This window comes from Mesomycoplasma hyopneumoniae J, from assembly GCF_000008205.1.
GTDB classification, from domain to species: domain Bacteria; phylum Bacillota_I; class Bacilli_A; order Mycoplasmatales; family Metamycoplasmataceae; genus Mesomycoplasma; species Mesomycoplasma hyopneumoniae.
Window position 1 is genome coordinate 588706 of sequence record NC_007295.1, and the last position, 13725, is coordinate 602430.

A 13725-nucleotide genomic window follows, 5' to 3' on the forward strand; every position below is an offset into this window, starting at 1 on the left:
TTAACTAAATTTCTCACTTATAATCATTTGTGCTGGTAAATTATAGCGAAATTTTTCAACAAAATCTTTTTCAAAATCATTATAGCTTTCTTGAGATTGATGGTATAAAGCTTGGTGGAAAATTTCGGTAAGAATTTTTATTGAAATTTTGTTTTTTGTTTTGGGAAAATAAAAAACAAAAGGATTTAAAGTAACTTTTGGAATTTTGCTTGATATATCCACCTTTAAATTAATTAATGTATTTTGCTTTAGAATATAAAGATCTTTAAAGGTGGTAAGAATTAAGGATGTATCGCCTTCAGCAATTGATTCAAGAAATTTATTTGCATAAAAAAAAGGCTCAAAAAGTGGTTCCTGATTTCTAACATATTCCTTAAATTCCGGACTATGACCAACTTTTTTACCAGTTACTTCATTAAATTGATCAGGAAAAGTGTATCATTTATGGAATGTAAGACTAATTTTATCAAGTCTTTCGAGAATAAAAAGTCAATTTTGGCTTACAAAATTTTTATATTCGGCAATAATTAAGTCAAAATCTTTTTCATTTCTGTTTATACTAGCCATTTTTTGGTTAATTAATTTCCAGTCTTTTTCTAATTTTTCAATATTTTGCTTACTATGATAATTATTTAGGAAAGAAATTCTTTCTTTATCGTTATTTTTTCAGATTGCATTAAAAATATATTCATAAACTCGGCGCGTACTAAATTCCTCTATTTTTTCATTATTTTTTTTAATCTCTAGTTTTTTATCAACAAAAGAATTATATTTATCGAGATAAGTTGATTTTGGAGTTGTATTTTTATTGAGTTTCTTTTCTTCTTCTAGACTTTTTTCAAGATCAATTGAGTATAAACTGTATTTATAAAATTTAAAAGGACTGTTAAAATCAGAAATATCAGAGGTAATGTTAGTAAAAAAGTTTGATTTTTCAAGGTCTTTTTTCTCGTTAAGAATTTCTTGTTCTACTTTTGTCTCAAGATTTTCAAGCTGATTTTGGTATTCGATCTCAAGTTCTTTAAGTTTTTCTTTGGCTTTTTCGTTCTCAAGCCGTGTCTGGTCAGCGTCTTTTTCTAATTTTTCAGAATTTTTTACTAAATTTAAGCTTATATTGCTATTTATTTGACCAACCTTATGAAAAGTTGGTTTTTTTTGCAGGGATTGCAAAAATTCAAGCTGCTCTTTACTACATTTTTCCGGATTTTCAAGGCTACAATAACCAGCTTCATCTTCCTCTTCATCTTCTAGATTTTCATCAGTATTTTCGGGTTTAATTTCTTGTTGAATTAGCGATTTTTGCTCCTGGAATTCATCTTCAAGATTTTCCCTTGCTGTTTTTAATTTATTCTGGAAGTATTTTTTCTCTTTTTCGTTAATCCAATTTTCAAGACTATTTATAAACAAAAATTTATCAGGAATTTCCTCATCAAGATAGAACATATTATAATCTAATTTAGTTTTAAGTTCTGATTTTGAGCCAAAAACAGTGAATCTAATAAATTTATTTTTATCAAAAATTAAATAATAAACATTATTTATCTCAAATTGATTCTGGCCAGAATTAATTTTGATAAAATCAAAATTTTTATTAGAAATTTTTATTGTTTTATCTTTGATTTTTTCTACCTCAAGCTCCTGCGGATTTTTTAAAAAACGCGTTTGATAAGGGTTAAAAATAAATGATAATTTTTCAATATTTTCTAATAAAAACAGTCAATTTTTTGCTAGATATGAATGAATTGTATAATTTGCATTTTCCCTTGTTGTTAAATATTCATCATTTATCGAACGAAAATAAGGTTTTGAAAAAATAAGTGAATATTTTAATTCTTGACTTATTTTTAGGCCATTTTTGTTGATCTGATTTATGATATAGTCTTGTTTTTGCCCTTCATTTTGAGCAAAAATTGAATCAACAAATTCCTGAATTCTTTGATTTTTTAATAAGGATTTATTCTCATTTTTGGGAATAAATTCATAAAATTTATAAATACTACTACAAGAAATAAGACCAAAAAAAGGAGTTACTGTTAATAAAAAAAATGAAATTTTTTTTAGCATTATTCACTTTCACGACTATTTTGAGAATATTTTTGATACATTTTATATAAACTATCAGTTTTTTGACCACTATAATAAATCTTACCTTTGTCGATTAGAGTCAAACTATCAATTAATGTATCAATTTCATATAAATTATGACTTGACAAAAATATTGTTTTACCTTGTTTTTGAAGAATTTTTATAATTGCACGGAATTCATTTCGCGCTGAAGGATCAAGATTAGAAAATGGCTCATCAAAAATAATTAATTCTGGATCATGAATCAAAGATTGGACTATCATAATTTTGCGTTTTTGACCAGATGAAAAATTAAATGGTTTTAATTTTGCTAAATTTTCAATTTTTAAAAATTTAAAATAATAGTCAATTTTTTTCTTTACCAGTTCTGGTTCCATTTTTGATAAAAGGCCAAATTCATATAAAAACTCATAAGAATTTAACTCACGGGGAAAAAAAGAATTTTCCGGAACATAACCGATGAATTTTTTTGCCTCAGGTAACTTATTTAGAAAATTGTTAATTAAAATTTTTCCGGAAAATTTTTGATAAGCATCAACAATGCACTTAATTACTGTTGTTTTCCCCGCGCCATTTTTGCCAATAAATGCATGAATTTGGTTTTTTTTTAACCTTAAAACTAACATTTTTAACCCCTGCTTCTGATTTTGAATAAATTTTTGTTAGATTTTCTACTTCCAAAATCCAATCAGACATTATTTATAGTCCTTTCTTGAATAAATAATAAAGATAAAAAATAATAAAATTGCAGAAATTAGGGCCCAGATTACTGGATAAATTTTTTTTGAGACGACCTGATAGTGGCTTTTGATTTCCATCATCTGTAAAACTGGCTGAAATAAAAAATTATTGCTTTTTGACAAGTTAAAACGTTTAATTACTTTATTCTCAAGCACTCGTTGTTCAGAACTAAATGAGGAAAAGCCGCCGATTTGGTAGTTTTCTTTATCAATTTTGATAAAAATTGGACCCGGATCGTAATTATTTTGCTCATTTTTTAAAAAATTATCAAGTATTTCCGTGTTTTGTCTATTAAAATAAAGTCAATAAATTAGCGCAGTTGCAAGATAGATTTTTTTTTGGACTTGATTTTCAACTTTTTTAATATCAAGTTTTTTTGCTAAAACCGCAGTATTTTCATCATTTAGTTCCAAAAGCTCTTTATTAGCTGAAATTGTATCCGAAATTTTTTCAAGAATTTCTTTCTGACTTACTTTATTGCTAAAATTTGCAAAAAATTTATTTGCAAATTTATCAAAAATTGGTGAAGATAAAAGTTCTTTTATTAAATTTCACTTTAATTTCCCAACAAGATCAGAAGTAAGACCAAAAGTCTGGGAGTCCTGAGGTAAAATTTTGGCAAAATTAGCAGCATTTTCACTTGCATAAATAATTTCGCGGTTTTCTAGATTTTCAAAATGGGAATCATTTTTAAGCGATCCCGGGACTAAAAAAACTTCCTGTGATGTCGATAATTTATATTTTTTTAATTCTGGACTTGTAGATAAAAGGTAATTATTTTTTTTTGATGCCAAATTATTGGAATAAATATAATTTTTTAGGAAACTTTCGGGGATTCCGACTGCATTTTCAATTGCATCCCGATCATTTGGCTCAAAAACATTAATTAACTGATAAGGAATCAATAAATAAGAAGCCGCCTGTCAAGCTTGAGCTGCAGCTGAGCTATCATTTCAAGCCTGTTGGATATATTCTACTTGCCTTTTTGAAAAATTTGGGTTATCTACTTGTTTTGGTATAAGGAAAAATTGGTCTTTTTTTTGATTAAGGTAGAATTTTTCAACATCTACAATTGTATTTGAATCATAATTTTGATGTTCTAAATTAAGAATTTCTGCAAAACGGTTAATAGTTGATGTTGCACTAAAAGCTGAACTAGATCCAATTAGAATAAAAGGAGAAAATGAAAAAACTGCAATTGAAAGCGATAATTTTGAACTAAATTTATTGCCAAATAAAGCTGTCATTGCCCCAAAAATCATAAAAGAAAAAAAAGAAGATAAAAAACCTCATAATAAAGGCGAATTTACCTGACCTAAATATTTAAAATTTATCATATAAAAGGAAACAAGTAAAAAGCTGATAAAAACTGACCATAAAATCCCAAAAAAAGTTAAAAACAAAAGTTTTGTAAGAATAAAATATTGCCGCGAATAAGGTTTTATAAAAGTTATTATATCAACACTTGAAGTTGATAAATCCTTAAAAATTGATAAAAACATATAAGAGGCAATAATTATTGTCAAAGAGAGATTTATAAATAAAATAATAAATGAGAACAAACTAAAACTTTTCTCAGTTGCATAGAATTTTGCAATTAAAGCAAGCATCATTGTCATTAAGAAGGAAAGAGTAATGAAAACATAAATTACTTTTTTTTTAAAACTTAACTTGAATAGAAATCTAAAATATTGATTAGATCTAAAAATATTTGTCCTGACTTGTAACAAAGTCAACCTCTTCTACTTATCTAATATTGTTGTATAATATTAGATAATAATTTGTAAAATTTTAAAATTTTTACTAAATTAAAAAGCGGAAAACCACTTTTAAAAAAATAAAATTAATATCTAAAAGTGAAATTATAACATAAATTATCAAAAAGTTACTGTTTTTTATTTTTAAGGAAAAAATTTATGATAATTGGCTTTATCGGGATAACAAATACGAGTATAAATTTAATTTCTAACCTAATTTTGACAAGAAATGAGGTGGAATTCTTAATAATAGATAATAATTTTTTACGTCTAAATCAAATAATTGAAGAATTTAATAGTATTATCGACTATGGAAGACATAAGAATAAAATTAATTTCACAAATTATCAAAATTTGGAAAAAGCTGATATTTTAATTATTGAACCAAAGCAAAATCAAGCGCCAGGAATGAATTTAACTGATCAGGCAATCGAAAATGCTGAATGAATTTATAAAACTGGATTTTTAGTACGGAATTCAAATTTTAACGGAATTACTTTTATTTTAGGTTATTATAATTCGATTTTGTGTAAAATTTTTAGTTCCACATCTGGACTTGTAGGGAAAAAAGTCTTTGGAATTGGCACTATTTTAGAAAATATTTATTTTAATATGCTTTTAAAAAAAACAAATTCTGATCTAGCAAAAACTGCTAATCTTCTTATCCTTGGAGATCAAGGAAATAGTTTTTTAATCAATCAAGATTTTAAAAATAATGAAATAACAGATAAAAATAATGAAATATTTGATAAACTTATTCAGAAAATAAATGAAAAAAGTTTAGAAAAAATTATTAGAAAAACGGCAGAAAATTGACTGTTAGCATCAATTTTACTAGATATTTTACTAGATATTTTTCAGCAAAAACAAAGTTTTTTCCTAATAAATTCTTGAGTTGAATCATTTTATAATATAAAAAATGATTTTTTCACAATTCCTGTCAAAATCGATCTATCAGGTCAAATTGAAACTAAAAATATTAACCTAAATAAGCAGGATCAGCAAAAATTAATTCAATTTATGTGAAAAAAAGATGAACTAAACACGCTTATTGACAAATATTTATTAAAATAAGATAAAAATTTTATTATTTTTTGATATAATTTTTTTTAGTAAATAGTTTTTGTGTTTAAAACTGGAAGGAAAAGATGGCAAAACTTAATTCTTATAAATTTAAAGGAATCGGGGCCTCAAGCGGAATTGCAATCGCAAAAGTTTTTAAATTAGTTGAACAAAAAATTGAAATTAGTGATCAAAAAGTTGAGGATATTAGCACTGAAATTCAAATTTTTGAAGAGGGGGTAAAAAAATCTGTTAGCCAAATTGAAAAAATTAAAAAATTAGCAACTAAGTTAGCAAAAGATGAGCTCGAAATTCTTGATGCTCATATTTTGATTGCAACAGATCCTGTTCTTAAAGAAGATACAATCAATTTAATCAAGCAAGGATATTCAGCTGCTTATTCTTTAAAAGAAACGGCAAAAAATCATACTAATTTTTTACTTGAAACCGGGGATGAATATTTAATGGCTCGAGCAACTGATATCAAAGATGCCTCACAAAGAATTATTAAAAATATTTTAAATTTGAATATTTTAGATTTAAGTGCAATCGATAAGGATGTAATAATTGTTGCTGATGATCTAAAGCCCTCAGATACCGCCCAACTAAATTCATATGTTAAAGGTTTTGCAACTAATATTGGCTCAAAAACTTCGCATTCAGCAATTATGGCGCGAAGTTTAGAAATTCCAGCAATTTTAGGTGTTAGTGATATTCTTGAAAAAGTTGAAAATGATGATATTTTAGCAATTAATGGCGATCTTGGTTATGGAGTTATTAACCCAAATCAAGAAGAAATTGAAGAATTTGAGCGCCAAAAAGCCAATTTTGAAGCAGAAAAAGAAAAATTACAAGAATTTTTAAATAAAAAAGCAACTAGTGCTGATGGAAAAAAGGTTGTAATTGCTGCTAATATTGGATCAGTTGAAGATTCATATGCAGCAAAAAAAGTAAATGCTGATGAAATTGGGCTTTTTCGCTCAGAATTTTTATATATGGACAGGTCAAATTGGCCTTCTGAAGAAGAGCAATTTTTAAGTTATAAAGCCGTAATCGAGAGTCAAAATCCGAAAAAAGTTGTTGTTAGAACCCTTGATATCGGCGGCGATAAAACTTTAAAATACTTTGATTTTGCAAAGGAATTAAACCCTTTTTTAGGCTATCGGGCAATTCGTCTTTGTCTTGATAAATTAGAAATTTTTAAAACTCAGCTTCGGGCACTAGTAAGGGCTTCTGAATTTGGAAATTTAGCAATTATGTTTCCCATGGTTGCAAGTCTTGATGAATTTTTTCAGGCAAGAGCGGTTTTTGATGAGGTATATAATCAAATTAAGGCTAAATATCCAAATGTTGCTCCAAAAAGCAACATTAAAATCGGAATTATGATTGAAATTCCGATTTCTGCAATTCTTGCTGATAAGTTTGCCGAACATGTTGATTTTTTCTCTATTGGCACAAATGATTTAATTCAATACTCCTTTGCCGCTGATCGAATGAATGAAAAAGTCGCTTATTTATATCAAACTTTAAACCCCGGTCTGTTAAAACTTATTAAAATGACGATTGATGCTGCCCATGCAAAAGGAAAATGAGTGGGAATGTGTGGCGAAATGGCAGGGGATATCAATGCTGTACCGCTTTTATTAGGTCTTGGACTTGATGAATTTTCAGTTTCTGCAAGTAGTGTTTTAAAAGTTAAGAAACTAATTTCCGAACTAAATTATCAAAAAATGCAGGAAATAGCAAAAAAAACGCTTGAATTTTCAACTGAAGAGCAAGTAATAAAATATCTTGAGTCTTTAAATTTAATTCGCCATAACTAAAAAAGCACTTAAATTTAAAGACTTTTTTTATATTAAATACAAAAAAATATCAAAAACCGAAAAATTTAAAAAAAAATAATATAATTTTTCGGTTTAGCTCTAGAATATAATTTTTTTTAATTCGTATTTTTTTCTTTGGAAAAAAATAAGTTTTTGATATACTTTTAAAAGTTTATGATAAATAAGCAAGATGTAATAAATTATTTTAATTATCTTATTGAATGGATTAGGCAAGAAGTTAAAAAAGCCCAGAAAAAAGGTGTTATTTTTGGACTATCGGGAGGTGTTGATTCAGCTTTAGTTGCTGTTTTAGCAAATAAAGCTTTTCCAGATTCACACTTAGGCTTGATAATGCCGATTCGCGATATGATAACTGATATGGTTGATATTGATCTTTTAGTTAAAAAATTTGGTATTAAAAATAAAGAAATTAATCTAAAACCAGCCTTTGAAAATTTGAAAAAATGCTTTAATTTAAAAAATAAATTAGCAAATTCAAATATCCAACCACGCCTTAGAATGACTAGTTTGTATGCATTTGCCCAAGAATTTGATTATTTAGTGCTTGGGACAGATAATTTTTCGGAAATGTATCTAGGATATTTTACAAAATATGGCGATGGCGGGGTCGATTTATTACCAATCGTTAATTTAACTAAAGTTCAAGTTTGAAAAATGGCAGCTGAAATTGGGATTCCAGAATCAATAATTAAGAAAAAACCAAGTGCAAATCTTTGAGAAAATCAAACTGATGAAAACGAAATGGGATTCAGCTATGGTGATTTAGATCTTTTTATGGAAAACCCAAATCTTGTAAGTAAGGAAATTGCTGCAAAAATTACAAAATTACATGAAATAAGTAGTCATAAAAGGGATCAAATTCCTCGTCCTTTAAAAAAATTAGGAGAAATTTAATGGCTGGACATTCAAAATGAGCAAACATAAAACACCGAAAAGGTGCTCAAGATGCCCTAAAAGCAAAAATTTTTAACAAATTTTCCAAAGAAATTATGGTTGCAGTTGCAAAAGGCGGCTCAGATCCAAATTCAAATCCTGCCCTTAGACTAATTATTTCAAAAGCAAGAGCAAAATCAATGCCAAAATCAAACATTGAAAAGGCTATCGCAAAAGGCGAAGGATCAACAAGTAATGGTGAAAATTTTAAAGAAATAATTTATTCTGGAACGTTATCTCATGGAATTTCGGTAATTGTTGTAATTCTTACAGATAATATAAATCGGGCAATTGCATCTTTACAAGCGCTTTTTCGGCGGGCAAATGGTCAAATTGGCAAACAAAACTCAATTCCTTATCTATTTGAACAAAAAGGTTATCTCGAAATTGAAAAAAATAATCTAGACGAAGACGATTTAATGCTTTTTTCCCTTGATAATGGTGCTGAGGATTTCCAAAGTGATGAGACAAATTATATGATTTATTGTCAGCCTCGAAAAATAAGTGAACTAAAAAATGAAATAGAAAAAAAATTTAGCCCTAATTTCCGCGCTGTTGAAATTAGTTATTTCCCGAATGAATGAGTTGAACTTGATCAAGAAAATACTGAAAAAATATTAAACCAAATTGATAATTTTCTTGATGATGAGGATATCCAAAATGTTTATCATAATTTAAAATTTGCATAATTTAATAATTACGCAAATTTTTTTAATATTTATATATTTTCTAGTAAAACAAGACTGAACTCAACAGCCTTTTTTAGTCCTTTTTTAATTGAATTATTTACCATTTCTTTATCAGTGTTGCTCTCAATCTGGTCAGTTAAATATTTAACACAGTAAAAATTTAGCTTATTTTTACTTGCTGTTTGGGCAAAAGCAAAAGCTTCCATATCAAAAAAATGAACAAATTTAAAATCCTTAACTTGCTTTTTCTTAAAGATAAAACTATTTGATGAACCTAGATTAAACTTCTTACCAATTTTATTATTTTCATAAAATTCTGGTTCACTAGGAAGTTTACCCGGCGGATATCAAGGTGTTTTGGCATCTAAAAGGTAGAATCTTTCCGGAAAAACTAATTGTTTTTCCATTTCTGGAAAATTAATTGATAAATTTGCGCCACAAGCTCCATAATTAATAAGATTTTCAATTGGAAATTCTTCAATAATTTTTTGGGCAAAAATTGCTGCATTAATCAGGCCAATACCTGTATTAATATAAAGAAAATTGTATTTTTTATACCGATAGACAGCAATTTTTTTTTGAAAAATTTCAATATTTCTTAACAAAATTGCGCCGAATTCTTCTAAGTTTGCTGCTTCATTAGTATCGGCATAAAAAATTGCTGATTTAATTTTGGTGTCTAGCATAAATTTTGTTTTGCTCTCGTGAATTTGGTAAATCTTTATGGTTGTTATAGGCGATTTCAACTAATTTTTGAAATGCTTTTTCTAGATCCTGTCTTGCTAATTTTCGTAATTTTTGCACTCCTAGAAACCGCCGACCGCGGGCTAATTTATCGGCGACATAAACAATCTTATCAAATAAGGACATCTCAAAACAGAGGCTCGTATGACATGAAATTGCATAAATAATTTGCTCAAAAGGTAAACAATAAACATTTTTAAGTCAAATTGAAGCCGAAAGTTGATGAAGTTGATATTCTTGTAAATTCTTAACTGAAATTTTTTGACTTCTTAGAAATTCGAGATGTTGATCTTTTGTTCATTTCTTTGTAAGATCGTGAAATAATCCAGCATAATAAGCTAATTTAGAGTCCAAATTGTTAATTTTTGCATACTCATTTGCTAGTTTGGCCGTATTTTTGGAATGAATTAAGCGCTTGGAATAACCTAAAAAACTTGTTAAAATTTCTTCGGCATAAAGAAAGTTTTTACCTATATAAGCTCTAACTTTTGAATCAAGACCGGAAAATTCACCTTTTCTAATTTGTGATGAGCTGAAATTTGGCAATTTCGTTGGTAAAATTAAACCGTTATAACGTTTGAGTTGGCGTAAATCTGGATAATTTTTACGGGTAAAAACAACAAGTTGAACTTTTTCAAGAATTTCTTTATAATTTTTCCATAATTTAAAATTACGAAGATTATCGGAACCAATAATTAAAAAGATCTTTGTATTAGGGTATTTTTTTTCAAAAAAATTAATGGTATCGATTGTATAACTAACTTTTTTCGCTTTAATTTCAAAATCACAAACATCTGTTTTTTCAATTTGAACCAATTTGAGCATCTCATAGCGGAATTTTGGATCAATAATATTTTTTTTTTGCTTCTTAAGCGGATTTATGTAATTGGGGACAAAAAAGAGTTTATCAAGATTTAAAAATTCTATTGCTTTTTGAGCAATTTCTAAATGCGCTTTGTGAACAGGGTTAAAAGTCCCTCCATAAATAGCAATCTTTTTCAAAGTCATCTTTTAATAATCAATTGCTCCGACTGTGACAGTGGAACGTATTTCCTTAATTTTTTTTGATTTGGCAATTTCTTTTTCTGGATTTTTTAAAAATCGGCGGATGTAATCGCCTACGCCACCTTCTTTATTAGTTTTGTTTAATACCACGGTTGCTTGTTTTTTTACCTGGGGCGGTGAATTTTTCATAGCTACCGAAATAGTTGAAACCGTAAACATTCCGATATCATTGTAACTATCTCCTATTGAAATAATGTTATTAAGATCAATTTTATAATAACGAGATAGCATTGAAACTGCCTTTGATTTATTGACCCCAATTGCTGTCATATCAAATACAAAAGTATGATTTTCACCTTTTGATCAAGCAGAAAATTCACCTAAATCACCATAACGTCGTTCTAAATAAAATTTAAAGTCAGCAACATTTGTTGTTGGTTTTGTATCTAGAATTAAACACGTCGGTTTTAAAGGGATTTTATGAAAATTAAGACCTGGTTTTAAGTTACTAAGATGGTTAAATCCAAAAACTTGCTCAAGTTGTTTATCGCGTTTTTTAATTTTAGCCCATCCTGGACCTTCGATTGCCACGTTAGAAATTTCAGCTTTAACCCGTTTATCGCCCATTATATACAAAATATCGTTTAAATTTATGTAATTTATGATTGGAACAAAGTCACTATCAGTCGGGTTGTGAACAAAAGCGCCGTTAAAATTAGCGACAATTGTGTTTAACCCGAGCTTTTCATAAACGGGTTTTGTTGATCTTCAAGGTCGGCCTGTTAAAATACAAACTATATGACCTAATTCAATTGCACGCTTAATTTCTGTTTCAGTATCAGGATGAATTTCTGAATTTGCACTATCTGATAAAACGGTTCCATCAAGATCCAAAACAAATAAAAAACGGGCTTTTAAGGTTTTCATTTTCGAAAATTATACTATAAATCTGTTAAAATATAACAAAAAAATCTAAAAATAAAGTTATATAATTATTATTAACATTATATAGTAAAACTTGATAATTTAAAAGTTTTTTTTTTTTTTTTTTTTTTTTGCATCTAAGCGGCTACATTTTATAATAAATTAATAATTTTGTAGTTTTTAATTATAAAAAAGCTGAAAATGTTAATTATTAAACGGTTATTTTTAATAAATTTAATGAAAATTAAAAATTTTCGATGAGAGAATAACAAGATTTTAGCTTCTTTTAAACAAAAATTTTCATTCTTTTTATTATTATAACGCTATTATAACAAAAATTAAAAAATTTCCAAATAAATTTGAAAATTTTTTAATTAACATTTTCAAGCTAGTTTTTAAAGAATTAAAAGCAAAATTATCAAAAAATAAACTAATAGTCGGAACAATTTAATCTATTTTTGGTATAATACAAAAATTTTAAAAAAGGAGAAAAATAGGAATTTCTGGCCTTTTTTATTATTTTTTGAAATTTATTAGCTTTTTTATTAATATTAGGTAAGATTGATTAGCTTTCTTTTTTGAAAAGGTCGTCAACTGAACCTATAAAAGCAAACTCACTTGGGGAGACATCTAAAAATTCACCGTTAATGATACGGATTACTGAATCAATTGTCTTTTCAAGTGGGACATATACTCCGGGTTCCTTGGTAAACGCGGCTGCCATAAAGAAATTCTGGGTGAAAAAGTTTTCGAGCTGGAGCGCTTTTCTTACGATAATTTTGCTCTCGGCATCAAGCTCGTCAAAACCTAAAATTAAGATAACATCCTCTAAATCCTTATATTTTTTCATAATTGATTTAGCCGCAATAATTGCATTAAAATGTCTTTCACCAATTATATTAACAGAGACTGAATTTGAAGTTGAAACAAGTGGGTCAAAAGCCGGGAAAATATTACGAGACATTTTATCACGGGAGAGCACAAATGATGAATCAAGGTGAGTAAAAAGTGAAATTGCAGCTGGATCAGAGAGGTCATCCATCGGGAGAAAAACAGTTTGAAATGAAGTAATTGATCCGTTTTCATTTTTAAAAAGTCTGTCCTGAATAAAAGCAACATCGGAAGCCATTGTTGCATGGTAACCTCCGATTGAAACATTTTTTTCAAGGGCAGAAGAAACCTCATTTGTTGCCTGAATAAACCGATAAATATTATCGATAAATAAAAGCACATCTTCTTTTTCATAATCACGGGCATATTCAGCCGCTGTTACCCCCATTGGCACTATCATCGAACGAGCGCCAGGAGTTTCGTTCATCTGGGCCACAAACATTGTTGATTTTGCCATTAAATTTGACTCTTTTAGTTCTAAAAATAACTCTAGACCTTCACGGGAACGTTCTCCTGAACCAACAAAAATTGAAGAAACTTTCTGTCTTTGTTTAGAAACATTAAAAATAATTTCCTTCATTAAAACGGTTTTACCAACCCCGGCTCCACCAAAAATCCCGATTTTATACCCTTCAAAAATCGGCACAAAAAAATCAAGCGCCTTAATTCCGGTCTCTAATAATTTATGTCTAATGCTAAAATTTTCTTTTCCAACATTAATTATCGAGTTAATCGGAATTGTTCTTGGTCGATATTGTGGTGTATTTTGGGATTGCCCTAAAATGTTAAAAACTTGATTTTTTGCTGAAGGACCAACCGGTACTTGTAAAAAATTAAGAGTATTTATTACTTGTGAGCCAACTGCAATTGGAGCCGCTTTGGCAATTACAACCGCCCTGACAGTATTATGATTAAGAATTTTTTTAATAATTAAAACCGTGCGGTTTTCATGCATAACTAATGCTTGTTCGAGCTGAATTTTTTCCAATTCACTTGTGAATTTGATCTCAGCAACGTTTGTCCAGATCTGTGATATATAGCCAACCATTT

Annotated in this window: 10 protein-coding genes and 1 pseudogene; 4 read left to right on the forward strand and 7 right to left on the reverse strand. The window is 28.2% G+C overall.

The genetic code is table 4. The features are described 5' to 3' along the window. The 3 genes and pseudogenes from MHJ_RS02490 to MHJ_RS02500 form a co-directional block, all read right to left on the reverse strand. On the reverse strand, positions 1–2064 hold the full coding sequence (locus tag MHJ_RS02490; protein ID WP_014579889.1) for an aromatic motif membrane protein: 2064 nt from the start codon (positions 2062–2064) through the stop codon (positions 1–3). Next, positions 2064–2781 (reverse strand): annotated as a pseudogene (locus tag MHJ_RS02495) (ABC transporter ATP-binding protein). Before MHJ_RS02495 ends, MHJ_RS02490 begins: the two are co-directional and overlap by 1 nt. Beyond that, entirely contained in the window at positions 2781–4562 is a 1782-nt protein-coding gene (locus MHJ_RS02500; protein ID WP_011284221.1) for an ABC transporter permease, read from the reverse strand. Before MHJ_RS02500 ends, MHJ_RS02495 begins: the two are co-directional and overlap by 1 nt. A gap of 180 nt (positions 4563–4742) precedes the next feature. Between MHJ_RS02500 and MHJ_RS02505 the strand changes: the two genes are divergently transcribed. The 4 genes from MHJ_RS02505 (at position 4743) to MHJ_RS02520 (ending at position 9111) form a co-directional block, all read left to right on the forward strand. Further along, positions 4743–5657 carry a lactate dehydrogenase gene (locus tag MHJ_RS02505; protein WP_011206303.1) on the forward strand — a complete coding sequence of 305 codons (915 nt, stop codon included), beginning with the start codon at positions 4743–4745 and terminating at the stop codon, positions 5655–5657. Between the two features lie 74 nt (positions 5658–5731). After that, positions 5732–7468: a phosphoenolpyruvate--protein phosphotransferase gene (gene ptsP / locus MHJ_RS02510; RefSeq protein ID WP_011284223.1), complete on the forward strand. Its 1737-nt coding sequence runs from the start codon at positions 5732–5734 to the stop codon at positions 7466–7468. A gap of 174 nt (positions 7469–7642) precedes the next feature. Beyond that, complete coding sequence (gene nadE, locus MHJ_RS02515; RefSeq protein WP_011284224.1) at positions 7643–8383, forward strand: NAD(+) synthase; 741 nt, start codon at positions 7643–7645, stop codon at positions 8381–8383. Then, on the forward strand, positions 8383–9111 hold the full coding sequence (locus tag MHJ_RS02520) for a YebC/PmpR family DNA-binding transcriptional regulator (RefSeq protein ID WP_011284225.1): 729 nt from the start codon (positions 8383–8385) through the stop codon (positions 9109–9111). The genes nadE and MHJ_RS02520 overlap by 1 nt, the downstream gene beginning before the upstream one ends. A 29-nt stretch (positions 9112–9140) precedes the next feature. On the opposite strand, the gene MHJ_RS02525 is transcribed toward MHJ_RS02520, so the two are convergent. The 4 genes from MHJ_RS02525 to MHJ_RS02540 form a co-directional block, all read right to left on the reverse strand. Beyond that, positions 9141–9797: a 5'-methylthioadenosine/S-adenosylhomocysteine nucleosidase gene (locus MHJ_RS02525; protein WP_014579894.1), complete on the reverse strand. Its 657-nt coding sequence runs from the start codon at positions 9795–9797 to the stop codon at positions 9141–9143. After that, a complete protein-coding gene (locus tag MHJ_RS02530; protein ID WP_011284227.1) occupies positions 9778–10863 on the reverse strand; it encodes a nicotinate-nucleotide adenylyltransferase in 1086 nt (361 codons plus the stop codon). The genes MHJ_RS02525 and MHJ_RS02530 overlap by 20 nt, the downstream gene beginning before the upstream one ends. Before the next feature lie 3 nt (positions 10864–10866). Next, positions 10867–11787 (reverse strand): Cof-type HAD-IIB family hydrolase, encoded by a 921-nt coding sequence (locus tag MHJ_RS02535; RefSeq protein ID WP_011206309.1) that lies wholly within the window; start codon positions 11785–11787, stop codon positions 10867–10869. A 562-nt stretch (positions 11788–12349) separates the two neighbouring features. Further along, the gene (locus MHJ_RS02540; protein WP_011206310.1) at positions 12350–13723 is read right to left on the reverse strand and encodes an MSC_0618 family F1-like ATPase beta subunit; all 1374 of its coding nucleotides are present in this window, start codon (positions 13721–13723) and stop codon (positions 12350–12352) included. Positions 13724–13725: the final 2 nt, after the last annotated feature.